Source organism: Jonesia quinghaiensis DSM 15701 (genome assembly GCF_000423205.1).
Taxonomy (GTDB): domain Bacteria; phylum Actinomycetota; class Actinomycetes; order Actinomycetales; family Cellulomonadaceae; genus Jonesia; species Jonesia quinghaiensis.
In genome coordinates, this window is sequence record NZ_AUHN01000005.1 from 112,152 (window position 1) to 136,803 (window position 24,652).

The 24,652-nt window shown below is 56.9% G+C and carries 28 protein-coding genes; all 28 read left to right on the top strand.

Annotated features, from left to right (window positions below):
* Positions 1 to 22 precede the first annotated feature (22 nt).
* Positions 23 to 490 (top strand): flagellar FliJ family protein, encoded by a 468-nt coding sequence (locus tag G538_RS0103730; RefSeq protein ID WP_029068262.1) that lies wholly within the window; start codon positions 23 to 25, stop codon positions 488 to 490.
* Entirely contained in the window at positions 480 to 1,202 is a 723-nt protein-coding gene (locus G538_RS17210; RefSeq protein WP_051196553.1) for a C40 family peptidase, read from the top strand. The genes G538_RS0103730 and G538_RS17210 overlap by 11 nt, the downstream gene beginning before the upstream one ends.
* Positions 1,199 to 2,551 carry a flagellar hook-length control protein FliK gene (locus G538_RS0103740; RefSeq protein WP_029068263.1) on the top strand — a complete coding sequence of 451 codons (1,353 nt, stop codon included), beginning with the start codon at positions 1,199 to 1,201 and terminating at the stop codon, positions 2,549 to 2,551. The genes G538_RS17210 and G538_RS0103740 overlap by 4 nt, the downstream gene beginning before the upstream one ends.
* A gap of 10 nt (positions 2,552 to 2,561) precedes the next feature.
* Positions 2,562 to 3,038, top strand: coding sequence for a flagellar hook assembly protein FlgD (locus G538_RS0103745; RefSeq protein WP_084618057.1), 477 nt, complete (start codon positions 2,562 to 2,564; stop codon positions 3,036 to 3,038).
* A 28-nt stretch (positions 3,039 to 3,066) separates the two neighbouring features.
* Complete coding sequence (locus G538_RS0103750; protein ID WP_029068265.1) at positions 3,067 to 4,263, top strand: flagellar hook protein FlgE; 1,197 nt, start codon at positions 3,067 to 3,069, stop codon at positions 4,261 to 4,263.
* Between the two features lie 101 nt (positions 4,264 to 4,364).
* On the top strand, positions 4,365 to 4,628 hold the full coding sequence (locus tag G538_RS0103755) for a flagellar FlbD family protein (RefSeq protein ID WP_029068266.1): 264 nt from the start codon (positions 4,365 to 4,367) through the stop codon (positions 4,626 to 4,628).
* Positions 4,628 to 5,413, top strand: a complete 786-nt coding sequence (locus G538_RS0103760) for a motility protein A (RefSeq protein ID WP_029068267.1) — start codon at positions 4,628 to 4,630, stop codon at positions 5,411 to 5,413. The genes G538_RS0103755 and G538_RS0103760 overlap by 1 nt, the downstream gene beginning before the upstream one ends.
* Positions 5,410 to 6,321: a flagellar motor protein MotB gene (locus tag G538_RS0103765; RefSeq protein ID WP_029068268.1), complete on the top strand. Its 912-nt coding sequence runs from the start codon at positions 5,410 to 5,412 to the stop codon at positions 6,319 to 6,321. Before G538_RS0103760 ends, G538_RS0103765 begins: the two co-directional genes overlap by 4 nt.
* Entirely contained in the window at positions 6,311 to 6,826 is a 516-nt protein-coding gene (locus tag G538_RS0103770; RefSeq protein ID WP_029068269.1) for a flagellar basal body-associated FliL family protein, read from the top strand. The genes G538_RS0103765 and G538_RS0103770 overlap by 11 nt, the downstream gene beginning before the upstream one ends.
* A gap of 112 nt (positions 6,827 to 6,938) precedes the next feature.
* Positions 6,939 to 7,862 carry a flagellar motor switch protein FliM gene (locus G538_RS0103775; RefSeq protein ID WP_029068270.1) on the top strand — a complete coding sequence of 308 codons (924 nt, stop codon included), beginning with the start codon at positions 6,939 to 6,941 and terminating at the stop codon, positions 7,860 to 7,862.
* Entirely contained in the window at positions 7,862 to 8,668 is an 807-nt protein-coding gene (gene fliN / locus G538_RS14930; protein WP_051196554.1) for a flagellar motor switch protein FliN, read from the top strand. The genes G538_RS0103775 and fliN overlap by 1 nt, the downstream gene beginning before the upstream one ends.
* Positions 8,668 to 9,249 (top strand): flagellar biosynthetic protein FliO, encoded by a 582-nt coding sequence (locus G538_RS0103785; protein WP_029068271.1) that lies wholly within the window; start codon positions 8,668 to 8,670, stop codon positions 9,247 to 9,249. The genes fliN and G538_RS0103785 overlap by 1 nt, the downstream gene beginning before the upstream one ends.
* Positions 9,250 to 9,254: 5 nt before the next feature.
* Positions 9,255 to 10,085, top strand: coding sequence for a flagellar type III secretion system pore protein FliP (fliP, locus tag G538_RS0103790; RefSeq protein WP_029068272.1), 831 nt, complete (start codon positions 9,255 to 9,257; stop codon positions 10,083 to 10,085).
* Between the two features lie 9 nt (positions 10,086 to 10,094).
* The gene (gene fliQ, locus G538_RS0103795; protein WP_029068273.1) at positions 10,095 to 10,367 is read left to right on the top strand and encodes a flagellar biosynthesis protein FliQ; all 273 of its coding nucleotides are present in this window, start codon (positions 10,095 to 10,097) and stop codon (positions 10,365 to 10,367) included.
* A gap of 2 nt (positions 10,368 to 10,369) precedes the next feature.
* Complete coding sequence (gene fliR, locus G538_RS0103800; RefSeq protein WP_029068274.1) at positions 10,370 to 11,131, top strand: flagellar biosynthetic protein FliR; 762 nt, start codon at positions 10,370 to 10,372, stop codon at positions 11,129 to 11,131.
* Complete coding sequence (locus G538_RS14935; RefSeq protein WP_035833177.1) at positions 11,128 to 12,270, top strand: EscU/YscU/HrcU family type III secretion system export apparatus switch protein; 1,143 nt, start codon at positions 11,128 to 11,130, stop codon at positions 12,268 to 12,270. Before fliR ends, G538_RS14935 begins: the two co-directional genes overlap by 4 nt.
* Positions 12,257 to 14,317: a flagellar biosynthesis protein FlhA gene (gene flhA / locus G538_RS0103810; RefSeq protein WP_029068275.1), complete on the top strand. Its 2,061-nt coding sequence runs from the start codon at positions 12,257 to 12,259 to the stop codon at positions 14,315 to 14,317. Before G538_RS14935 ends, flhA begins: the two co-directional genes overlap by 14 nt.
* Positions 14,295 to 15,695 carry a hypothetical protein gene (locus G538_RS0103815; RefSeq protein WP_029068276.1) on the top strand — a complete coding sequence of 467 codons (1,401 nt, stop codon included), beginning with the start codon at positions 14,295 to 14,297 and terminating at the stop codon, positions 15,693 to 15,695. The genes flhA and G538_RS0103815 overlap by 23 nt, the downstream gene beginning before the upstream one ends.
* Positions 15,696 to 15,723: 28 nt before the next feature.
* On the top strand, positions 15,724 to 16,059 hold the full coding sequence (gene csrA, locus G538_RS0103820) for a carbon storage regulator CsrA (protein WP_029068277.1): 336 nt from the start codon (positions 15,724 to 15,726) through the stop codon (positions 16,057 to 16,059).
* Between the two features lie 98 nt (positions 16,060 to 16,157).
* Positions 16,158 to 18,482: a chemotaxis protein CheA gene (locus G538_RS0103825; protein WP_035833178.1), complete on the top strand. Its 2,325-nt coding sequence runs from the start codon at positions 16,158 to 16,160 to the stop codon at positions 18,480 to 18,482.
* Positions 18,482 to 18,904 carry a chemotaxis protein CheW gene (locus G538_RS0103830; RefSeq protein ID WP_029068279.1) on the top strand — a complete coding sequence of 141 codons (423 nt, stop codon included), beginning with the start codon at positions 18,482 to 18,484 and terminating at the stop codon, positions 18,902 to 18,904. The genes G538_RS0103825 and G538_RS0103830 overlap by 1 nt, the downstream gene beginning before the upstream one ends.
* A gap of 233 nt (positions 18,905 to 19,137) precedes the next feature.
* On the top strand, positions 19,138 to 20,286 hold the full coding sequence (locus tag G538_RS0103835) for a protein-glutamate methylesterase/protein-glutamine glutaminase (RefSeq protein WP_029068280.1): 1,149 nt from the start codon (positions 19,138 to 19,140) through the stop codon (positions 20,284 to 20,286).
* Positions 20,283 to 21,116, top strand: coding sequence for a CheR family methyltransferase (locus G538_RS0103840; RefSeq protein WP_029068281.1), 834 nt, complete (start codon positions 20,283 to 20,285; stop codon positions 21,114 to 21,116). The genes G538_RS0103835 and G538_RS0103840 overlap by 4 nt, the downstream gene beginning before the upstream one ends.
* A gap of 2 nt (positions 21,117 to 21,118) precedes the next feature.
* Complete coding sequence (locus tag G538_RS0103845) at positions 21,119 to 21,502, top strand: response regulator (protein WP_029068282.1); 384 nt, start codon at positions 21,119 to 21,121, stop codon at positions 21,500 to 21,502.
* Positions 21,499 to 21,987, top strand: coding sequence for a chemotaxis protein CheX (locus G538_RS0103850; RefSeq protein WP_029068283.1), 489 nt, complete (start codon positions 21,499 to 21,501; stop codon positions 21,985 to 21,987). Before G538_RS0103845 ends, G538_RS0103850 begins: the two co-directional genes overlap by 4 nt.
* Positions 21,988 to 22,004: 17 nt before the next feature.
* Positions 22,005 to 22,367 (top strand): response regulator, encoded by a 363-nt coding sequence (locus G538_RS0103855; RefSeq protein WP_029068284.1) that lies wholly within the window; start codon positions 22,005 to 22,007, stop codon positions 22,365 to 22,367.
* Positions 22,364 to 22,867, top strand: coding sequence for a hypothetical protein (locus G538_RS0103860; RefSeq protein ID WP_029068285.1), 504 nt, complete (start codon positions 22,364 to 22,366; stop codon positions 22,865 to 22,867). The genes G538_RS0103855 and G538_RS0103860 overlap by 4 nt, the downstream gene beginning before the upstream one ends.
* Positions 22,868 to 23,050: 183 nt before the next feature.
* Entirely contained in the window at positions 23,051 to 24,601 is a 1,551-nt protein-coding gene (locus G538_RS0103865; RefSeq protein ID WP_035833291.1) for an NCS2 family permease, read from the top strand.
* Positions 24,602 to 24,652 lie beyond the last annotated feature (51 nt).

Genomic DNA, 24,652 nt, shown 5'->3' on the forward strand with positions numbered 1-24,652 from the left:
CGCACGCAGGGGAGGGGGAAACATGGCACGGAAATTTGGTCTGTCGTCACTGTTACGCATCCGAGAAACTGCTGAACAACGGGCAGCGCAAGAACTAGCACGAGCCCGCGAAAAAGCAGAACGAGCCCGCAACCGTGAAGTACGAGCAACACAAAGCCTTGGTGACCACGAATTTGACCTGCTACTCACCGAACACCAATGGCAAGCAGCCGTCGCAGCACGCGCCTCCATGCGAGTGCTACTCACCGAATCTCAAGCGGTCAGCGCAACAGCAGAAAACGAAGCAACCGATGCCCAAAACCGGTGGGCCACCGCAAAACAACACGTTGCAGGCATCGAAAAGCTCAAAGAACGACACATAGAACGCGAACGCGAAGAAGAGGGTAGGCGCGAACAGGTGGAACTCGACGAAATCGCAAGCCAAGCCCACTACCGCGCCACACTACGCGCTCAAGAAACGACAGAGGAAGGCAACGACGATGCCAATTGAAGCCGTTGCAACCAGAATAGGCGCCATAGAATCCCAGATCGCCTCACTGCCACGAGGGTACGCATCAGGCGGAACAATGGGATCAGCTGTCACCACCGCCCCAGTAGCCGCTACCGCGACCACCACACAGGGGACATCCCTTGCGGTAGGGCAGCAAAGCGCCACCGCATCATCAACCGGTTTTGAGGCAGCACTCAACGCTGCCCGCAGCACCGAACCCACCACCCCACCACAAGCAACACCCGCACAAGGTGACACCGCACTGGGGACACGCATCGTCGACGCCGCCCGCGACTGGATCGGTGTGCCCTACAAATGGGGCGGAAACACCACCGCAGGGGTGGACTGCTCAGGACTAGTGAAAAACGTCCTCGCAGAGTTCGGCATCTCCATGCCGCGAGTCGCCCGACAACAAATGCACGAAGGACGCGCCGTAGGGTCCCTCAAAGACGCACAAGCCGGGGACCTCCTGGTGTTCAACAACGGCACACACATCGGCATTTATGTCGGTGACGGCAAAATGATCGACGCCCCATACGCAGGGCGCAACGTCACCTTGCGGGACGTCTACGAAAAACCAACAGCCATCCGCCGGGTGATTCCTGACGCCAGTGAGGTAGCAAACACTCAAGGAGTCGCGATGTCTGCCGATCAGAAGGCCAGCGTGGCAGCACAGCGCGCTGCCCTCGACTTAGCTGGAGTAAATGTATGAGCATGACTGTTGCAGCGCCAGCAGTGCCAGCGCCAGCGCGAACACAACGTTCTTCTGGGCCACAACAGGCCGGGAGCGATGGCGGATTCGATCAACACCTCCAGCGTGCAGCTCGGGAACACAGCCACGCCGAATCCACCCAGAAGTCACGTTCCAAAGATGCTCACGCATCGGAAAATGCTTCCACACCGGCAACCACCGATGCGCCAACAGCCTCCCACGAAGCCTCAGGCACCGCTGGCACTCAGCGCGAAGTACCCGCTGACAACGCCACCGAAACAACCCCTGAAGTTCCCACAGGGACAGAACAACCTGCCAGTGAAACAACCACCCCAGCCACCCTGCCCACAACAGGTGACGACCTCACTGCTGCGGTAACCCCACCACGTGACACTGCTCAGCCCCAAGCGCCGGAAACCGCCCCCACAACACCAGACGAAACCGGCGCTCTGTCCGCCGACGACAGTGTTGGCAGCGAGACCCCAGCCCCAACAGCCGGGACCACCGACGCAGAACCTGCACCCATCGACGGTGCACAACAAGCCCACCAAACACCAGCGGCGCACACTGCGCTCGCCGGAGCTGCGAACACCACAAACGGTGTAGGTCAACCGGCCACACCCGCTGGTACCTCCGCGTCAACTTCAGGAGTTCCTGGAGCCCAACCAGTAACAACAGCCCCTGTTGCTGGGGCTGCACCGATTCCGGGTGCGGTGGCAGGGGGAGTTGCTGGTCAGATTGTTGGACAAGGGGGGCAACCGCTTGTTAGCGACAACCCCACCGCCGCAGTCACCGCAACTGCGCAAATTGCCACTGCAGATACTCCGGTACGCGATGGCCAACCGCAACTCACCGCACTGCCCGTCACGACGACCACCGCAACCACCTCAGCGGCTCCCGTGTCAGCAGCCCAAGCGGCACAAAGCACCTCGCCCGATGTTGGCCAGAACCTTGTCAACCAACTCAAAGGCCCTCTAGTTCACCTGAAGCAGGCCGCCAATGGCGACCACAGTTTCTCGGTCCGTGTCACCCCAGAAAATCTTGGCCCGATCTCCATTAGAGCTCACGTCACCAGTGACGGAGTCCGAATTGAGATCACCTGCGTGAACGACACGGCACGCGACGCCATCCGGCCACTGGTCACCGACTTGAAGAAGGAACTTCAGGGATCAGGCCTCCAAGCAGACCTCAACCTCGGACATGGAAGTCAGAGCGGTCACAGCGACACACCGTCACGCAGTGACACAGGAAGCGGCCCGGCACCCGCTGCCAACCAACCGCAAACTGAGCCAGCCCTCACCGACCAGCCAGCCGCAGACTCGTCACGCGGCGTTGACGTCATCGCCTAGAAGGACCTCCATGACCACGATTGACACCAGTCAGACACCAGTAATGCCCACAACCACACAGGCAGGGATGTACACCACCCCTACCGGTGTGCGGTCACCTAAGCAAGACATGGACGGGGAAATGTTCCTCAACCTCTTGGTTACTCAACTGAAAAACCAAGACCCATCCAGCCCCATGGATACCACCGAGATGATGGCTCAGACCTCCCAACTGGCCTCCATGGAGCAACTGACCAAACTCACCACCATCTCCCAAGAGAACTTCGCCTTGCAGATGCGTGTCGCCTCCGCCGCATTGGTGGGGCAAACAGTGACATACACCGGCGAGGATGGGAAACCCGCATCAGGCGTTGTTGACTCCATTAGCTACGCCGGAGAAGTTCCTGTTGTGAAGATCGGTGACACCGAAATCTCACTTGATGCCGTTGCTGGCATCTCATCATCGACTGCAGCACAAACTCCCACCACCCCCACCCCGCAGGCCTGACCAGGTCCCGTAACCGTTAGGGAAAACTATGCTTCGCTCACTCTTTTCCGGGATCTCAGGTCTGCGATCCCACCAGACCATGCTTGACGTCACCGGTAACAACATCGCCAACGTCAACACCACAGGCTTCAAAGCGTCTCAAACACAGTTCAAAGACACGTTGTCCCAGATCCTCACCAACGCCGGCGCCCCCCAAGGCGCACAGGGTGGAACCAACCCCGCTCAGGTAGGTTTGGGTGTTCAAGTCGCTGGCATCACCACGAACTTCTCCCAAGGTGCTGCACAGGTCACCAACCGTTCCACAGACATGATGATCTCGGGTGACGGATTCTTCGTGGTGCAAAAAGATGGCCAACAGTTCTACACTCGTGCTGGAGCCTTCGACTTCGACGCAGCCGGTAACCTCGTGTCCTCAGAGGGTGCCTATGTGATGGGTTGGGCTGCAGACAACGGAAACGTCAACGTCAACGCTCCGTTGGCACCGCTGCAACTCCCCATGAACGCACTTCTTGGATCAGAGCAAACCACTGACCTGTCCTTCGACGGCAACTTACCGTCCGACGCGGCAACAGGAACCAGCCTGACCCGTGACGTTGAGGTGTATGACAACCTCGGTAACGCCCGCATCGTGACCTTGACCTTCGAAAAAGTCACTGCACCAGGTTCAGGCAACATGGAATGGAACGTTACTGCTAACGACCCAACCACGGGTGCAACAGCAAACTCTGTCCTTGAGTTTGACCCCACAGGGGCAGCCATCGGAGGGACCGCGATTGCCCTCGGCGGCATCGACGTTGAACTCAACGCCGTCACAGGCTACGCCAACCTCACCACAGTGCAATCTGCGGCCCGCAACGGACAACAGGCAGGTAGTTTGCAGTCCTTCCAGATCACAGCGGACGGCACCATCCTGGGGTCATTCTCCAACGGCCTCAAGCAGGCAGTTGGAAAGATTTCACTGGCCACTTTTGCTAACCCAGCTGGTTTGGAGAAGCAGGGTGGAAACCTCTACGGGGTGTCCGTGAACTCCGGGAACGCTCAGATTGGTGAAGCCGGCGCTGGCGGACGCGGCGCACTCGTTGGTGGCGCACTCGAAATGTCGAACGTGGACCTCTCCTCAGAGTTCACAAACCTCATTATTGCCCAGCGTGGTTTCCAAGCGAACTCTCGTGTCATCACCACAAGCGATGAGCTTCTCCAGGAACTCGTCAACCTCAAGCGTTAACCCCGGGGATTCGCAGATTTTTCCTCACGTCCGTCCGTGTCCCGCCGATGAGTTTGGCGGAGGACACGGACGGACTCTCTTTTTCCCAAGGACGGATTATTGTGGTCATCGTAACCAGACTTAACGGCGAGCGCTTTGCGCTCAACCCAGACCTTGTGCAGCGGATTGATTCCGTACCTGACACAATCCTGACGCTGGTCGACGGAACCAAGTACATCGTCCGTGAGTCGATGGCTGAGGTTATCGAACTCATCAACGAGCAACGTGCTGGCATCATCGCTCGCGCCCAAAACCTGGTGCCAGACGTCGAGTATGTCCAACCTGACCTCACCCTCGTGACACCCATCGCTGAGGAGGACAAGTAATGGATCCCGCAACAATCATTGGGCTCAGCGTCGCGATGGGCGGCATTATTGTCGCCATCATCCTTGAAGGCGCCGACCCAATGTCAGTGTTCTTGCTCCCCCCTATGATTCTTGTGTTTGTTGGAACCTTTGGTGTGGCTATGGCAGGTGGCACGATGCGTGACCTCGTGCATGGGCTGAAGGCTCTTCCCCCTGCTTTTACCCGGAAACCGCGGAACTCTGCTGGTGCGGTAGACACTATTGTGTCTCTCGCTGAGCAGGCTCGCCGTGAGGGGTTGCTTGCGCTGGAAGATGCTGCCAAGGATATTGACAACGATTTTTTGCGGGACGGTTTACGTTCCGCTATTGATGGCACGGACCCAGAGGATCTTCGCGAGATTTTGGAAGACAAAATCGAAGCGAAACGTGCTTCTGACAAAGTGGGTTACAAGTTTTACGAGGACATGGGTGGTTATGCGCCAACCATTGGAATTGTGGGAACGGTTGTCTCCCTTGTTCACGTGCTTGAGAACCTTGCTGAACCCGCTGAGCTAGGGCACAAGATCGCTGCTGCGTTCCTGGCTACGTTCTGGGGTATCTTCACCGCCAACGTGATGTGGCTTCCTATTGGTAACCGGCTTAAGCGGATTTCTAACCTTGAGTGCGATGAAATGGAAATCATTCTTGAAGGCCTTTTGGCTGTCCAGGCTGGGGCGAACCCTCGTGTGGTAGGTGAACGATTGCGGTCCTTGATTCCTGAGTCAACGGCACCTCCATCAAGTAAGCCCACGAAGGAAGCAGCATGAGTAGGCCAAAGCACCCTAAGAAGCGTGGTGGTGCCCACGAAGAAGAACACGCTGATTCAGAGCGCTGGTTGGTGTCCTACGCTGACATGCTCACCGTTCTTGTGGGCCTCTTTATCGTGATGTATGCGATGTCTCAGGTTGATGAGTCCAAGTACGAACAGCTTGCTGCTTCGTTGGCAGTGAGCTTCGGTGGTTCGGGAGGAACGTCCATCCTCAGTGATGGGTCAAGCATTTTGGAGACGAACTCCTCGGTGATTCCCACAACCGTTGTGCCTCCTGAGGGTGAGTTGGCCACTGCGCTGCGTAACGATGGCAGCAGCGACAATGAAGGGGACTCAGATGAGGAAGCCATTAACCCGAAGGATATGGCTGCTGCGCGTGCAGAGTTTGAAAACCTTGAATCCTTGGCTGAGCGGATCGACAAAGCGTTAAAGAAACGTGGGCTTGAAGGGTCTGTGGAGTACCGCATCAATGAGCGTGGATTGATTGTTGGTTTGGTTTCTGATGAGTTATTTTTCCTTCCTGACACCGCCACATTGACGTCAAACACTCGTAAGGTCGTTGACACGACTGCGCCGATCATGCGTGAGCTGAACAACGAACTATCGATTGAAGGGCACGCGAATTCACTGAGGTCAGTGAATTACAAATCTAACTGGGAGCTTTCCTCAGATAGAGCGACCCAGGTTCTGCGGCGATATGTAGAAAAAGGCAAAATCTCCGGCGACCGTATTGCTGCTGTGGGATTTGGCGACACTCGTCCTTTGGCCAAAAACAACACAAAACGCGGCCTGACCGTGAACCGTCGTGTGGACATCGTTATTTTGTCCTCCGAGCCGGAACGGGTCCGCGACCTCCTCACCTTAGTAGCCACCGAGACAGACACTGGAGAGACCAATGCCGATTGAGCAACGGGTGGTTAGCGGCGGACGCCCACAGGCCACCCCTCAGCGCACATCTGCCCCCAAGGCGGATCAAACTGCTGCAGCACCGGAGAGCCCAAAGAAGTCGAAAAAGGGCTTGATGATTATTGTGGCTGTTGTTGTTCTTGCTGTTATTGGAGCAGCTGCCTACTTTTTCGTTCTGAAACCTGGAGGAGACACCTCTGAGGAAGAGTTGCCCCCAGAAGTAGGAGAGGTGTTCACCATTGAATCGATGAACATCAACCTCGCTGAAGGGCGCTACCTGCGTGCAGGGTTTGGTTTGCAAATGACCAAAGACGCTGACACCTATCACTTTGACCCAGCGCAAGCCCGCAACAAGGCGATCGAAGTGTACTCGGGCCAAACTTTCGCTGATGTGATGGACCCGGTGACCCGTGAAGCGTTGCGCCAACAGTTGGCTGCGGCTTTGGATGAGGTTTACCACGGCGATGTGATGGACGTGTATCTCACCGATTATGTGGCCCAATAACGCGTAACCCACGCCACATCTGGGTGTCCTGAGGGGGAACATCACCCCCTCAGGGCGAAGTGTGACACCCCAAACACTAAAGGCTCGATGGTTCGTGCCGATTGTGGGAGGCGTGACAGCACCAGATACAACAACTCGACGCCATCGCAATGGCCCGCCGGAGCCCTATGACTTCCGGCGGCCCATGACGATCGCTCGCGAGCATGCCCGCATCGTCGAAATGGCGTTCGAAACTTTTGCGCGCCAATGGGCGACCCAACTCACCTCACGTCTGCGAGTCATGGCGCAGATTGATCTCGACAAACTCGAGATGGTCACGTACGCCGAGTACATTGACACCCTTGACCCACACACCACATTGGTGTTGTTTACCGCTGATGAGACGCGGTCAACCTCGATTCTCCAAATTCCTAGCCCCACCACCATGATTTGGATTGATTACATCCTCGGTGGACCAGGGCTTGAACGCGAAGAGAACCCGCGTGAGCTTACGGAGATCGAAACAGCACTGTTTAAGTCGTTGTTGGAATCATCTTTGGCGGACATGCGTTATGCATTTTCCTCCATTACCCCGATGACCCCCTCACTGCGTGGTATCCAATACAACCCGCAGTTTGTGCAGGCGGTCCCTGCCAATGAAGCGGTCCTCATCGCAACGTTCGCTCTCACGGTTGCTGAGCGCACCACCGCAGCCACCATGATGTTTGCTGCCGATGCCCTGCTGAACCCCCTCAAAGCTGGAGAAGCAGCAGCAGACCCTTCCGCCAGTCAGATGGAAGAAGCGCGCATCTCATTTGACCGACTGCGCCTGTCGATGAACGATGTCCCGCTCGATGTTGGTGTGCAACTGAACTCCATCACCGTGCGCCCCCGGGATATTTACTCCATGGAAATTGGCGATGTCATCGAACTGCGCCACGGCGCAGCCCACCCTCTACGCATTGTTGTTGAAGGGCGCACCATTGGTCACGGCGTCCCAGGGAACAACGGGAAACAACTGGCCGTGAAGGTCACCGACACCAAACGGGAGTCCTGATGGTTACTTTGGCTACGTTCCAAGACAGTGCAAACGCCCTCGTGGAGTTCATTCCCCACGCCACGCCCTTGCGCGCTGCCCTGAGCCCCACTCCTCCTGTCGGCGATGCCATCGCAGGAATGGAATCTTTTGGATTCCAACTGGTTGGCTCCACCCAATACGCGTTTGGCCTCTACCTTGGCCCCACAGTGTTTGAGGCCCTTGCCCAAGCAGAAGAACCCATTGATGCCCGCCTCGCAGTGCGCCCAGCGCTCGAAGCCGCCTCAGTGCACTTTGGTCAAGGAATCGTTGCGGATCTTGATGCCGCACCCTCGGTCACCCAAGGTGCCGCCCCCATTTCTTTCGCTTTGACCACTGGCGCGCAGGTCGTCGGTTGGCTCACCATCCACAACCGTGAGGACATGACGTTGTCGAACTCCACCCCCGACCAGCCAAGCGAACAGACCTCAGCACCTGCAGCTACCGCTCCTGCGGCTCCCGCAACCACGCCGAGCCCCGCAGAACCAGCTATTCGCCCGTTTTCCCCACCTGTTATGTCCACCGGTAATAGCGGTGAAGACAAGCTTCGCCTCCTGTACGACGTAGAAATGACGTTGACTGTGGAAATTGGCCGGGCCAAACTTCCCGTGAAGCAAGTCCTTGACTTGACCCCAGGGTCCGTTGTGGAACTTGACCGTGCTGCAGGCAGCCCCGCAGACCTCCTCGTCAACGGTCACCTGGTGGCCCGCGGTGAAGTGGTTGTGGTGGACGAAGACTACGGTTTGCGCATCACCGAAATCATTGACACCTCTGAGGTGTTCGCCTGATGGACACCCTGCAGGTAGTACTGCGGGCGATCGCCTCACTCATTGTGGTGATCGGTTTGATCATGTGGCTATCACGCAAGTTTGCTGGCCCAGGTAATACGCCAGCTCGTGCCCCTGGGGCAGCTCGCGGATTCAAAGGGCTTTTGTCTGGCCTGACCAGCACACGGAACCCAGCATCGGGCAAGTTGGTGCAAGTCGCTGGGCGTCAGATGCTCAGCAACAAGGTGCAACTTGTTGTGGTGGACGTTGACGGTGAACGGCTGGTGTTGTCCGTTGCCGAAAGTGGAGCGCAAGTGCTCTCCAGCAAACCAGCGCCGATGCCCGCCACACAACCAGCAACGCAGGCTGTCCCAGCGCCAACAGCGGACACCACCCACATGCATGGCACCGCAGAGGTACGGGACTTTGATAAAGAACTGTCCCGCCAGGTAGCGAATTCCACTACCCCCTCCGCCAAACAGTCATGGACAGAAGGATCTGTCCTGTCACCCAATACTTGGCTTCACGCCAAAGCAGCCATGAAGGCAGCTCGTGTTGGTCGTTCACGAAACCACACGCAGCTCACACCTTCCGGGCGGTAAACCCCATGCAGCTCACACACGACTCCGCGGCTCCCACCGCGCGTCGGTGGCTCGCTCGCGCCGCAGTGCTCCTCGCGATCACTGCAGCACTGAGCCTCTTGCACCTACTCCTGACAGCGCAAGGTGCACACGCAGACCTCGTTGATCCAGTTGACCCTGTGGCACCAGTTGAAGATGGGCTATCCATTCAAATCGGCGGCGCCGAGAATGGGCCGTCATCGTCAATTGTGGTGCTCCTCGGAATCACGTTGTTGTCTGTGGCGCCTTCGCTCCTGCTCCTCATGACGAGCTTCACCAAGATTCTTGTGGTGCTCTCCATTACCCGTAACGCCATGGGGTTGCAGTCGGTTCCACCCAACCAGGTGATTGCCGGAATCGCATTATTCCTCTCGATCTTCATCATGGGGCCGGTCCTGACAGCAATTAACGACATTGCTGTCCAACCGTTCTTAGCGGGGGACATCGATTTTGCGGCCGCGCTTGATGGCGGCTCGGGGCCGTTACGGGAATTTATGGTGGCCCACACCAGAGAGTCAGACATTGCTCTGATTACCCGTGCAGCGCAGGCAGATAACCCCACGGATCCGCAGACCGTGCCGATGCTCACCTTGATCCCGGCGTTCCTCTTGTCGGAACTACGGGCAGCGTTCATCATTGGTTTTGTTATCTTCCTTCCGTTTTTGGTCATCGACCTCGTGATCTCCGCGGCGCTGATGTCCCTCGGTATGATGATGCTCCCTCCGATCATCATCTCCTTGCCCTTCAAGTTGCTCCTCTTTGTGCTGGTTGATGGGTGGTCACTTATTGTGACGGCCCTCATCGGTAGTTATCGGTAGGGGGCGTTCATGGATACCACCGCAGTCCTGGACATTGGACTCCAAGCACTATGGCTCACCGCGAAACTGTGTGCGCCAATCCTCATCACGGCACTGGCTATTGGTTTTGCCGTGTCTTTGCTTCAATCAATTACCCAGATTCAAGAAGTCACACTTTCCTTCGTGCCTAAGGCGCTAGGGGTTGCAGTGGTGATCTACATTTCTGGGCACTGGATGATTGAAGAAACCGTTGCGTTCACGACGGCAATGTTTGAACGCATCCCTGCTCTCTTGGCAGGGTAATCATGACTCTTACCCTGTCCGCAGCGGCACTGGAAACGGTGATGCTGGTATCGGTGCGGTTCATCGCTTTCTTTGTGATCGCGCCTCCATTTTCTTCCCGGTCGTTTCCAGCGACAGTGAAGATGATGCTGGCTTTAGGGCTTGCGTTGGCTGTGGCGCCAACCGTTGGTCCCGTGGAACCGGCGCAGAGCCTCGGGCTATACATGATGGACCTTGGCTTGCAGGTAGTCATCGGTGCCTCCTTGGGGTTTTTGGTGTACTTGGTGTTCGCCGCTGTGGAAAGCGCCGGTGGAATGATTGATATGACCGGTGGTTTCGCGATGGCCGCGGGCTTTGACCCGCTGAACCAGGTCAACGGAGCCCAAATGTATCGGCTGTTTCAAATGACGGCTTTGGTGTTGCTGTTCGCCTCAAACGGGCACCACCTCATCGTGGGTGGGTTAATCCGTTCGTTTGAATTCGCCCCGTTGGGTGAAGGTATTTCGATGGAGCGGGTGGGGTCAACCGTTGCTGGTGGTTTAACTGACCTTTTCTTGGCAGCAGTTCAAATAGCTGGGCCTCTGATTGTGGTGTTAGTCCTCGCTGATATTGGGATGGGGCTGCTGAGCCGTGTTGCACCAGCGTTGAACGTCTTCGTGTTGTCGTTCCCGCTGAAAATTTACTTAACGATTTCTTTGGTTTCGGTGGTGTATTTAACGCTGCCGCGCATGATTGAGGCGTTGACCAACGCGTCGCTGGAAAACATTTGGGGGGTGATCCGATGAGTGAGGACAAGTCACAAGAAAAAACAGAGGACGCCACCCCGAAGCGCATGAAAGAGGTGCGCCGTGATGGAAGTTTGCAAAAATCCCAGGACCTTTCCGCATGGGCAGGTATCGGGGCAGGCACTGCAGTATTGCCCTTGGTGTTTGGCAATGTTGAGGGGCACATCGAAGATCTTTTGATGAATGTGCGCGTCATCGCCGACAACCCGGACCCGCTTTTGGTGGTCCCCATGCTCGGGGAATCGCTGGCTGGGGTGTTGCCGGCACTTGCGCCGATGCTTGCCATCACCGTTGTCGCTGCGATCGCAGCGAACACGGTGGGCGGTATCACCATTGCGACAAAGAAACTTAAACCTACATTCAAACAGTTCAACCTCATCAAAGGGGTGAAGCAAAAGTTTGGTATGCAGGCCGTGTGGCAAGGCGTTAAGGCGTTGTTGAAAACAATCGTCATTGGGACCGTGCTGTACCTGCTCGTGCAAGGAATGATCCCCATCATTCAACAATCTGGTGCGTTGTCGATGCGCGCCGTGCTGGGTTTCGCCTCGGACAAATTTATGCAACTGATGTGGACCGCAGTCGCTGCAGGTGTTGTTCTTGCTGTCCTGGATGTTGTGGTGGTGCGCAAGCGAAACCGCAAAAAAACCAAAATGACCCGTAAAGAGGTCAAAGACGAAAACAAAAACACTGAAGGTGACCCGCTGCTTAAAGGCGCGATCCGTTCCCGGCAGCTTGCTATGTCGCGGAACCGGATGATCTCTTCAGTTGCTGACGCAGATGTGGTGGTGGTTAACCCCACCCACGTTGCAGTTGCTCTAACCTACGTGCCCGGAGAGGGCGCACCAAAACTTGTGGCTAAAGGGAAGAACCTGGTAGCCCAACGCATTCGTGATGCAGCTGAGGAGAATGGCGTCCCCCTCGTGCGTGACATCCCCCTTGCCCGCGCCTTGAATAGCCACTGCGAAATTGGGCACCCCGTACCGGGGGCCTTGTTTACCGCGGTTGCTCAAGTGTTGGCTTTTGTGATGCTGCTGAAGCAGCGTGGTGCCGCAATGGGTGCTGTCCGTGCGATGCCTGCCCCAACTGACGTCCCTGAAGACATGTATGACCCAAGGAGCTATGACGATGAAGATGAATAACCTGTCGAAACTCATGCTGCCACTTGGGGTCGTTGGCATCATTATGCTGCTTGTGGTGCCTATTCCGGCGCCGCTCCTCGACTTCTTGATCGTCACAAACATCACCATGGGTATGGTCATTTTGTTGACGGCCATGTATGTGAAGAAGCCGCTTGACCTGTCAATTTTCCCCTCGCTCATCCTTATTTTGACGCTGTTCCGTTTGGGATTGAACGTCGCGTCAACCCGGTTGGTGTTGCGTGATGGGTACGCCGGTGAAGTGATCGATGCGTTCGGCCACTTTGTGGTGGGTAGTTCGCTGATCATCGGTATGGTCATCTTCATCATCTTGGTGGTGATCCAGTTTGTGGTGATCACCAATGGTTCAGGTCGTGTTTCTGAAGTTGCTGCACGCTTCACCCTTGATGCGATGCCCGGTAAGCAAATGGCTATTGATGCTGACCTGAACGCTGGCCTGATCACCGATGAGCAGGCACGAAACAGGCGTGCAGCTATTTCCGCGGAAGCTGACTTTTACGGCGCGATGGATGGTGCCTCGAAGTTCGTCAAGGGTGATGCTATCGCCGGTATCATCATCACCTTGGTGAACCTGGTTGGTGGTATCGCGATCGGCATGATCCAAAACGGCATGGTTATCGGCGACGCCGTGGAAACCTACTCGCTGCTGACCATCGGTGATGGTCTGGTGAGCCAGATCCCAGCGCTGTTGATGTCGGTGTCGACCGGTATTATCGTCACCCGTTCCACTGCTGAAGGTGACCTGCCAGGTGCTACCTCTAAGCAGTTGTCACAGTCACGCAGTGCGCTGCTGATTACAGGAATGTCCTCCATCGCGCTGGGTATTTTGCCAGGAATGCCGAAGCTGCCCTTCTTTGTTATCGGTGCGCTGCTGTTGATTGTGGCCCAGCAGGTCAGAACCAAAGAACGGAAAGAAGAAGAGGCTCGCCTCCTTGAGGAACTGCAGAGTGCCGCACCAGGGCCGTCGAACGACACCCCTGAGCGACTCATTGAGGACATGCGTGTTCCCACGCTGGAAATCCAGTTGTCCACAGACCTTGTTGACCTGGTGAATAGTTCAAGTGACGATGACTTGCTCGCTCGTATTCGGGGTCTACGCCGCAAAATTGCGTTCGATTTGGGGATTGTTGTTCCCCCGGTGCGTACCCGTGACTCTGTGGAACTTCCTCCGTCAACATATGTGTTGAAGGTTTCTGGTGTTGAAGTTGCTCGCGGTGAGCTTCCTCAGGGGCGTGTTCTTGCCCTGGGTGATGATTTGGATTCTTTGCCAGGTGACACGGTGGTGGAGCCGGTCTTTGGGTTGGCCGGTAAATGGGTGCCAGCTCAGATGCGCTTTGCTGCTGAAATGGCGGGGGCGACGGTTATTGACCGGGTTTCGGTGTTGATTACTCACTTGTCATCGTTGGTGAGCCAAAATGCTGGCCGTTTGTTGAGCCGGGAAGATGTGCGCCTGCTCACCGAAGGGTTGAAGGCAGTGAACCCGTCAGTTGTTGAGGAACTTGTGCCTTCAGTGTTGTCCCTCGGTGAGATTCAACGTGTGTTGCAGGGGCTATTGCGTGAGCAAGTGCCTATCCGTGACTTGGGGCGCATTTATGAGGCTCTGTCATTGAAGGCGAAATCCACCACGCACCCTGAAACGTTGATTGAAACGGCACGTGGGGCTATTGCCCCCTCAATCACTGCGCGTTATGTGCGTGATGGTGTGTTGCGGGTGATGACTATTGACCCAGTGTTTGAGCAGGCGTTGTTGGAGGGGTTGCGTACCTCTGATGAGGGTTCGCAGGTGTTGTTGGAGCAACGACGGCTCGATGCGTTCTTGCGCTCGTACACTACCTCGCGCACCGCTGGGGAGGCTTCTGGCAGCCAAGTGGTGTTGGTGTGTGCTCCATCGTTGCGTCCAGCTCTTTACACGCTGGTGACGTTGCAGCATGCTGAGGCGCCGGTGATGTCTTACCCTGAGGTAACAGGTTCAGGAATCCGTATTGAGACGGTTGGGGTGGTCCGTGATGTCGACGCCATTGCAGCGTGAAGGCAGCCACCTTGACGAGTTAATGCGTAACATTTACACCGAATATGGCGATGTTACGGTGTCCAATGTGGAGCGGGTTCGCACCGGGGGAGTGGGCGGGTTCTTCGCTAAAGAAGTTTTCCGCGTTTCGTTCATCACGAATGGGTCTCCTCGCTCAACGACCACCCCCGTAGGTGCGGCCTCAGCGCCGGTGGCCACGCGCTCGCCGGGGTCGGGGGAGATCATCGCGCCTTCCAGCGCCTCAGGGCAACACTTTCGCCACGCCAGTGCTGCTTCTGCGGCAGTACCCCAAGGGCTTGAGTCATTGCTCGCTGCCGCCGAGGAAGGCGACGAGGTGATGACTGCGGCCCAAAGCCCGCAGTTCACCGCGGTCATGGAGTCTCTACATCACGCAGTAGGAGCCCCAAAGCCGGCTGGCAGGGTTCTGCCTGAGACCGATTCTTTTGTGCCGTTCACCGCGCAGCCTACCTCCAATGCCCCGACAGCCGGTCAACCAGTTGCGGGGCAACTAGGCTCTGGGGAATACCCCACGGCGTTTGGGCGCGGTGCTAGTGTGCAACCAACCACGGCTGTGCCACCAACGCGCGACGCGCGCATCGGCGGCATGGCCAGTGACATACCCTCAGCGATTCCTTTACAGCCCGTGCCGGGGGCAGGAATAGGCAACATTCCCGACACGCTCGGTGGGCGCCCCCCAGTGACGCAGTTAGCGTCACTGCTCAGCACAGAGGATTTTTTGCGTATTGGTGTGCCACAAGTCCACGTTGCTGCAGCGATGGCAGCGGTGGGTGGCCATGTGCTGCGGATCTCTGATGTGCTCAGCACGGTGCCGCGAGCATCGCACCCGCCGTATGAATCAGACGCAATTTTGGCGGTGGTGGGGCCAAGCCGTCAGTGTATAGCGGTGGCTCAAGAGCTAGCCCGCGATTTAGGTCTTGATGACAAAAGTATTGCGACCGCTGGGCGGCACGATGCGGTGGTGCGCTTTGGCCCGTTGGTGCTGACAACCAAGTCAGCCAGGGATTTGCGTGCTGCGGCGCGTGAGCAGGAGCACCCGGTTGTGGTTGCGGTGGGAATTGGGGATGATGCCACCGATTGGCATCGGGCCCAGGCGATCCTTGAAGCATTCGACCCGGATTACACCTATGCCACGGTGTTGGCGGATCAAGAGATCTCCGGGACGAAGCGGTGGGTGAATCATGTGCGCCAAGCAGTGTCGTTGGATGCACTGCAGGTATGGAACATGCGAAACGCCGCAACGCCCGGCGCGGTGCTGCATTTGGGTATTCCAGTTGCCCGGATTGATGGTTTTGTTGCCGATTCCGTGGTGTGGGGCGCGACGTTATCTCAGGCGTTGACACCGTCATTGTGGGATTGAGAGCACAAATCAGGGTAGTCTCGATGACATGCTTGTACTGAGTCGACGCGTTGGTGAGAAGCTCCTTATTGGTGATGACGTCGTCATCACCATCATTGACACCCGCGGCGACGGTGTGCGCATTGGTATTGATGCCCCTCGGTCAACGACCATTCACCGGGCGGAAGTCATTGAAGCCGTCACCCAATCCAATGAGTCAGCCGCTGTTGCCCCTGAGAAAGCAACTGATGTGCGCGATCAGCTTCTTAAAGCGATCCATGCCCGTAAACCTGCTGAAAAACCGGCTGAAACGGCGCCTATTGCCCCGGAAACTGAGTCTCCAGATTCTGCGTCAACACCATCATCGGGTGAACCACAGAACTGAACCTTAACCTTTCGCTCATGTTGTCGCGAAAATAGCCGATCTCCTTGGTGTCAGGCCGGAACTGCCTGACCCGATTGAGGAGGTTGCCATTGGACGGCATGGATGAGATTGTCCGGGAGTTCCTGATCGAGAGTAATGAAAACCTCGATCAGCTCGACCAGGATCTCGTAGCACTAGAGAGCGAGCCGGGATCGCGTGAGCTATTGAGCTCCGTATTCCGGACCATCCACACCATCAAGGGAACCAGTGGTTTCCTTGCACTCACTCGGCTTGAGAGCGTCGCGCACGTAGGAGAGAACCTCCTTGTTGAACTGCGTGACGGCAAGCGCGAGATGGAAAAGCGCACCGCAGACGTTCTCCTCATGATGGTAGACACAATCCGTGCGTTGCTTGTCCGCCTTGAAGAAAGCGGCAATGAGGAAGGCATCGACATCGAAGCAACGGTGTCAGCCATCCAAGCAACACTGGACAACGAACCACTGCCTGAGGAACCCGTCCAGGCGCCTCAGGCAGTACTTGACAGCCCGGAACCGGCAACGCCAGTCGTTACCAGTACCCCAGCTGACAACGCTGCCCCCGCGGACATTGATGTCCCGGAACCACCAGTGGAAGCGGCACTGCCTGCACTAGAAATCTTTGAAACTGAACCGGTAGCACCAGCGCCCCAAGCGCCAGCTGCCCAACCAGTGAAAAAGAGTGTGGCAAGTGCAAATGCGGCACCCGCACAGAACGCACCAGAACGTCGATCAACATCGGACTCCTCGATTCGTGTGGATGTCGATCTTCTCGATGAACTGATGCGCCAAGTAGGGGAGCTCGTTCTGGTCCGTAACCAGATCTCCCAACTCGCTGGCTACGATTCGGGTGACCTCTTGAGGTCCTCACAGCGGCTGTCGCTCATCGCGTCAGAACTGCAAGAGGGTGTCATGAAGACCCGTATGCAGCCGATCGAACACATCTGGTCCAAGATGCCGCGCGTTGTGCGGGACCTTGCTTCAGCGTGTAAGCGAGATGTTCGCTTGGAAATGGTTGGTGGAGACACCGAACTTGACCGTTCCTTGCTGGAGTCTGTGAAAGACCCGCTCACTCACCTGGTGCGCAACGCTATCGACCACGGTATTGAGTCGCCTGATGACCGGGTAGCGATGGGCAAGCCACGTGTTGGTGTGCTGACTCTTCGCGCTTACCACGCCAGTGGTCAGGTCATGGTTGAGGTCATTGATGATGGTGCTGGAATCGACCCTGCCCGGGTGGCTGCCAAAGCCGTCGAGCGTGGGCTAAAAACACCTGAACAACTCGACCAAATGACGCCCAACGAAATCCAAAACCTGGTGTTCCTTGCCGGTTTCTCCACCGCCGCTGCCGTGACTAACGTGTCCGGGCGAGGCGTAGGAATGGATGTTGTGCGGTCAAACATCGAATCCATCGGTGGCGCTGTTGAAGTGGAATCTGCAGTTGGACGCGGCACCACTTGGCGCCTACGCATCCCGCTGACACTTGCCATCATGCCTGCGCTGACCGTGCAGTCTGGTAACGAAATCTACGCGATCCCGCAGGTCAACCTGCAGGAACTCGTAGCTCTTGACACCGAAAAAACCAAGTCAGCCATTGAGCTCATTGGGTCCGCTGAGGTATACCGTCTACGCGGTTCCTTGCTGCCACTGGTGCGCCTTTCCACTGTGTTGGGCAAACCACACAATGACGAAGGCACAGCAGTCATCGCGGTGCTTCAAGCCGACAACCAGCGTTTTGGGTTGGTGGTAGACCGGGTGATGAACAACGAAGAAATCGTGGTCAAACCCTTGGCAACAGCCTTGAAGACTATCGGTATCTATGCGGGCGCCACCCTGATGGGTGACGGCGCCGTTGCGTTGATCCTCGACATTCAGGCCATCACCCGACGCTCGCTGAACTCGGATGGGACGGACCTGATGGGAACACGTCTTGGTGAAGAAGAATCGAGCTTTGGTGAGAACACCACCGAGTACTTGGTGGTTTCCATTGGAGAAGAACGGCGCGTTGCGATCCCACTTGAGGCAGTTACCCGTCTTGAGCAGATCAAACCAGAACGCCTTGAAACAGTTGCCGGGCGTGAGGTGCTGCAATACCGAGACTCCATTGTTCCGGTCATCCGACTGGGCCGCTACCTCGGCGTTTACAGCGACATGCCAGGCGAGGACATCCAATTGGTGATCTTCACGCACGGCAACCGCACGGTTGCAGTGCTGGTTGAGGAAATCATCGAAATCCTCAACGACGCTGGAGCTACCCGTTCAGAGGTCGCCGAAGGTGGGCTTCTCGGGTCGATGGTCTTGTCAGGTCGGGTTACCGAACTGCTTGACCTCCCGGCAGCGCTTATGACAGCTGACCCCGTCTTCTACGAAGACGTAGCCAGCTTCGATTCAGAACTGGTAGGTGCCTGATGTCCACTCAGTACGTCACGTTCCGCATCGCCGATGCCCTTTATGGGCTTGAGGTACTGCGCATCGAAGAAACCCTTGGGCATCACCCACGAACTCCCGTGCCCCTTGCACCGCAGGGAATCGCGGGGTTGGTGAACCTGCGCGGTCAAGTGGTCATGACAGTGGATTTGCGTCCACGGTTAGGCCTCGAGCAGTTAGCAGGGGACGCCGAATCCATGATGATCGTTGTGGAGACACACGGCGAGTCCGTGTCACTCCTCGTGGATGAGGTTGGTGAAGTTCTCACCTTGGAAGCTGACGCTTTTGAGACACCGCCTGACACTCTCGACCCGCGTGTTCGTGAGCTTATTACCGGAGCTTTCAAGTTGGAATCCGGGTTGCTCCTGACACTCGACGTCGACCGAGCCCTGGCAGCCGTATAGCGTGACGCGCCGCTGTCACAATCTGTGCGACACGTGAGCGCTGCCAGCGCCGATGGCCCCACTGACATTTTTGTCGGTGGGGCCATCGTCACTTTTCTAACCCGCTGTCTTCCTTACAGGCGCGGTGATTGTGCCGATATCACTGGTAACGCAGGCACGCCTGTTGCAGTCACCTGCAGTGAGCCGTGACTTACCCGTGTATCCCGCCTGGAAACAACGCAAAGGACAAAACCTTGAGTATTCGAGTTGTGGTCGTTGATGACTCTGTTGTCATCCGGCGTCTCGTTGTCCAGGCTCTGGAATCAGACTCTGGTATCGAGGTCATCGCGACTGCTGCCAACGGCAAACTGGGTTTAGCAAAAATTGAACAGTTGAAACCAGACGCCATCACCATGGACATTGAAATGCCGGAAATGAACGGTGTGGAAGCTGTTCGTGCGCTCCGGAAAAAGGGCATTCAAACGCCCATCATCATGTTCTCCACGTTGACTGAGCGCGGAGCGACCGCCACACTTGACGCCCTGACCGCTGGGGCATCGGACTATGTGACAAAGCCGTCGAACGTTGGGTCCATTAACGAGTCGCTACGCGTTGTTGCCGGTGAACTCATCCCCAAAATTAAGGCTCTCGTACCCCACAAGGCCACAAGCCGAGGTGGTGCACCTGGGCGCCCTGGTGCCCCAGGAGCTGGTGGACCCGCCTCCACAGCCACCGCCCATGCGATGTTCCGCCAATCCTCAGTCAACACCCGCACTGACGAACGGCAACACGCTATCCGAGCCGTGGTGTTGGGGAGCTCCACGGGTGGACCTGAAGCGTTGTCGAAAGTGATCGCATCGTTGAACCAGCCACTACCGGTTCCCATGATCGTGACCCAACACATGCCGCCAGTGTTCACCAAGCAACTTGCGGCACGCCTAGACCGGCTCGGCCCCAACCGAGTCCACGAGGCGCACAACCGCCAGTTGCTGCAACCCGCAAACATCTATCTCGCGCCAGGTGACTACCACCTCGAGTTGGCCTACCGGGATAACGGGGTATACACAACCCTGACCCAGGGGCCACCAGTGAACTTTTGTCGCCCCTCAGTGGACGTCATGTTCGCCTCAGCACAAAAGATTTTTGGTCCGGAACTGCTCTCCGTGATTCTCACGGGAATGGGTTCGGACGGAAAAAACGGAGCAGGACACATCGCCGAAGCCGGTGGCACAGTGATTGTCCAAGACCAAGGCACCTCCGTGGTGTGGGGCATGCCCGGCGCGACCGCGACGGCTGGCTATGCCCACCGCATTTTGCCAATCAATGAGATCGGCCCCACCGTTCAGGCCATTCTTGCCCGAACCAAAGCCGTCCAACCGCTGAACAGAGGGGGAGCGTCATGACGCTAACACAGGAGAGTTTCTCCTTCGTAGCGACGCTAGTGCGCCAAAAGAGCGCGATCAACCTGGCACCTGGCAAGGAATACCTTGTCGAAAGCCGGCTCACACCTATCGCCCGGTCCCACGGCAAAACAGTGGAACAGTACCTAGCGGAACAACGAGCCCGCCTGTCCCACACGGAAGCCGAACGAATCGTCGAAGCTCTCACAACCAATGAGACCTCGTGGTTCCGGGACAGCCAACCATTCGTTGCGCTGACCGATCACATTTTGCCTGAACTTAAACAACAGCGAGGTTTACTCGCAACCCTCAAAGTGTGGAGTGCGGCCTGCTCAACCGGCCAGGAACCGTACTCCATCGGCATGGTCCTCACCGACTACTTCGCGAGCCAACCTGGACCGCGACCAGTCACCGAGATCATCGCCACGGACCTGTCACAGGAAGTCTTGGAACGCGCCCAGAAGGGCCGGTACTCCCAACTCGAGGTAAACCGAGGTTTACCCGCCACACACCTCGTGCGGCACTTCGAGCGCAGTGGTACCGAGTGGGCGCTCAACCAAGCCATCCGTCAGATGGTCCGCTTTCAACGCCACAACCTGCTTGACTCTCCACCAGCTGGAGGGCCATATGACGTGGTCTTCCTCCGTAACGTCCTCATCTACTTTGACGTTCAGGTGAAACGTGAAGTTCTCGCCAAGATCCGCAAAGTCTTGAAGCCGGGCGGATTCCTCATTTTGGGAGCAGCGGAGACAACAGTAGGTGTGGATGATGCATGGACCAGGGTCCAGGTTGGGCGTAGCTCGATCTACCAGAACACAGTAGGGAAAAAATGACAATGAAAGCACTCGTGATTGATGATTCACGCACGATGCGCCGCATCGTCGCCGGTGTCCTGAAGAACCTCGGCTACGACACACTCGAAGCCGGCGACGGCCAAGAAGCGCTGAACGTGTTGGAGTCGGAGTCGGACATTGCCTTGTGCTGTGTCGACTGGAACATGCCCGTCATGGACGGCCTGACCTTCGTTAAAGAGGTCCGTGCCCAAGCGCAGTGGCGCGACATCACACTCATGATGGTGACCACTGAAAGTGAGCACGGCCAAATTGTGCGAGCGCTTGCCGCTGGCGCACACGAATACCTCATCAAACCCTTCACCCCTGAGGCAATCGCGCAAAAGCTCGATTTCCTCGGCGTTCTGCCAGCAGAGGAGCCAGTATGACCAGCACCGCAGCGACGGTCGATCGAGACCAGATCCTTACCATCACTCAAGACGTATTTGCCGCGATGCTTGACTCTGGTGAGCAACTCGCTTTTGAACGTTTTGAGCCAGCCCCAGAGTTCACTGAACCGCTCGCAGCGTGGGTTGACATGCACGCCATCACAGACTTCGGTCCACTCAGTGTGCGCGCTCTGGTCAACACCGACATGGCTGCCGGTCGTGACATCACCACCGGGTTGCTCATGCTGCCGGAGGGTGAAGACGTGACTCGCGAAGACCTTGTTGACGCGTTTGGCGAGATTGCCAACGTTGTTGGCGGTAACGTGAAGTCACTGCTCGACGCAACAGCCAAGCTGTCACTTCCACAAGTTGACGACAATGGTCCAGATTCCAGCGGGGCACAATTTTTGCAAGACCTCGCAATTAACTGGAGAAACCACGTTCTTGTTGTTTCCCTGTGGCTTTTGCCAAATACCCAGAACTAGAAAGCGGAGTTATCCACATGTTTGTGATCGTCGCTGATGACAGCCGAGTGATGCGCCAAATCGTTATTCGTACCCTGCGCCAAGCAGGTTACGACGACTGGGAGATCCTTGAGGCGTCCGACGGCCAAGAACTGTACGACATGGTCCTCGACAACACCCCAGATTTGGTACTGTCAGACTGGAACATGCCAAACGCTACTGGTATTGAGGCCCTTGTCGCGTTGCGTCAGGCAGGATCCAAAGTGCCATTCGGTTTTGTGACGTCTGAAGGTTCGCCAGAAATGCGAGCCCAGGCTGAACAGGCAGGAGCATTGTTCCTCATTGCCAAGCCGTTTACAGCGGAATCTTTCCAGGAAGTGATTGGTCCGGTACTCGTATGACAAATCCGTTCGCACAACAAAAGTCTCCTTTGCCCACCGCGCAAGCAACAAAGGAGATGGTTGAAACTCTGATTGGCCGCCAACTCAACATCCGCACAGGCGCTCCCATGGTGGACCCTGAGGGGCCGGGTGGCGCACTTGTCGCAGAGTATGTGTCGGACACCCTGTCGCTTAACGCCCTCGTGGCTATGGACCTGGGAGCTGCCGCGAACATCGGTGCTTCCCTTGCGCTCATGCCCGCAGCCGTCGCTCAAGACGCGATGAAAGATGGTGAACTCACCGACATCCTCTTCGAAACAGTCGGTGAAGTATTCAACGTCATGGCTGCACTGTTCAACCAGCAAGGTGCCCCGCACCTCCGCTTGGGGACAGTACACCCAGCACAGCAGCCACTCCCCGGAGACATCGCTCCCTGGGTGATGGCATACGTACCGCGCCTCGACCTTGAGGTAGAAGTAACCGGCTACGGCAGCGGTCACCTCTCTGTCGTGGTGCTGTAGTACAGGATTCGTTTGGCGCTGCCTATGCAATAGGGCAGAGCGATTCGCAGGATGCGGCGGAGGCGCGAAAGTGCCCCCGCCGCATCTTTTATGCCCACTTTCCGGCACGTCCGTCCCCTTTTTGCGTTCTCATGGTGAGACGTTGTTAAGAATTCGTGTGAGTTCCGGGCAGAATATATGCTCATGGCGAACACCTCTTCCAAAGCCGCTACGCCCAAGGCGTCTAGCGGCTTTTCTGGCTTCCTTGATACCTACTTCCAGATCTCTGAACGCGGCTCCACCGTGGGCCGTGAGATCCGCGGTGGGCTCGTCACGTTCTTCGCGATGAGCTACATCATCATCCTGAACCCTCTGATCCTCGGACTTACCCCAGACTCCACCGGCGCCTACCTTGGTGCCGAACTCGCAACAGGAGATCCCACGACAGTTGGTGGCGGCCTTCCCCTCATCGCAGCGACAACGGCACTCATCGCCGGTATTTTGTCCATCATGATGGGAGCGGTGGCCAAGTTCCCCATCGCGCTTGCAGCTGGTCTTGGCTTGAACGCTTTGGTGGCCTACACCATCGTGAAAATGCCGGGAATGACCTGGGCTGACGGGATGGGGCTGGTGGTGCTCGAAGGGCTCGTCATCTTGGTGCTCGTGCTCACCGGATTTAGAACAGCCGTGTTCCGGGCTGTCCCAGCAGGGCTTAAAACAGCGATCTCAGTGGGTATCGGTCTGTTCATTGCGTTCATCGGATTGGTGAACGCTGGTGTGGTCACCACTCCGGCGATGTTCGATTACATCCCAGGTAACCAGCCAGGCACACCAGTTCAACTGGGAACCGATAAATCAATTGATTCCTTGCCGATGCTGGTGTTCTTCCTTGGCCTGTTCGCTATCGTCTTGCTCACCGCCCGCAAGGTGAAGGGCGCGATGCTGTGGTCAATTCTCGGTGCTACTGTGCTGGCTGTCGTGCTTGAGCAAACCCTGAACATCGGTGCAAAGAACCAAGGCGCCGGTGCAGGGGACAACCCAACCGGGTGGAACCTTAACGCTCCCGCCATCCCAGACTCGTGGTTCGCGCTGCCCGACTTCTCGCTGATCGGCCAGTTCTCACTGTTCGGTTCCTTCGGGAAAATCGGCATTGTCGCGGTTATCTTGCTCGTGTTTTCCCTCGTGCTGGCGGACTTCTTCGACACGATGGGCACCATGGTTGCGGTCGGTGGTGAAGCTGGCCTTCTCGACAAAGAGGGCAACCCCCCAAACATTCAAAGCATTCTGGTTGTTGACTCCCTCGGGGCAATCGCCGGTGGTGCCGGATCAGTGTCCTCAAACACGGCGTTCATTGAATCAGCGTCAGGAGTTGGTGAAGGTGCCCGCACGGGTCTCGCGTCGATCGTCACCGGTTTAGCGTTCCTCGCCGTCACCCTGTTCGCTCCTGTTGTGCAATTAGTGCCCTACGAGGCGGCAACCCCAGCTTTGGTCTTTGTTGGGTTCCTCATGATGACCCAAGTAACAGGCATCAAATGGAGCGACTACGAAATCGCTCTTCCAGCCTTCCTCACCATGGTGATCATGCCGTTCACCTACTCCATCACTGATGGAATTGGTGCTGGCTTCCTTTTCTGGACCGCGATCAAGCTCGTCAAGGGCAAGGGGCGTTCCGTGCACCCACTGATGTGGGTCACCACCGCGATGTTTGTCATCTACTTCGCTCTTGGACCTATCCAGGATGCCCTCGTAGGCTAACCACAACATGGCAGTGGCCGGTACCCGTGTGGGGTACCGGCCACTGCCATG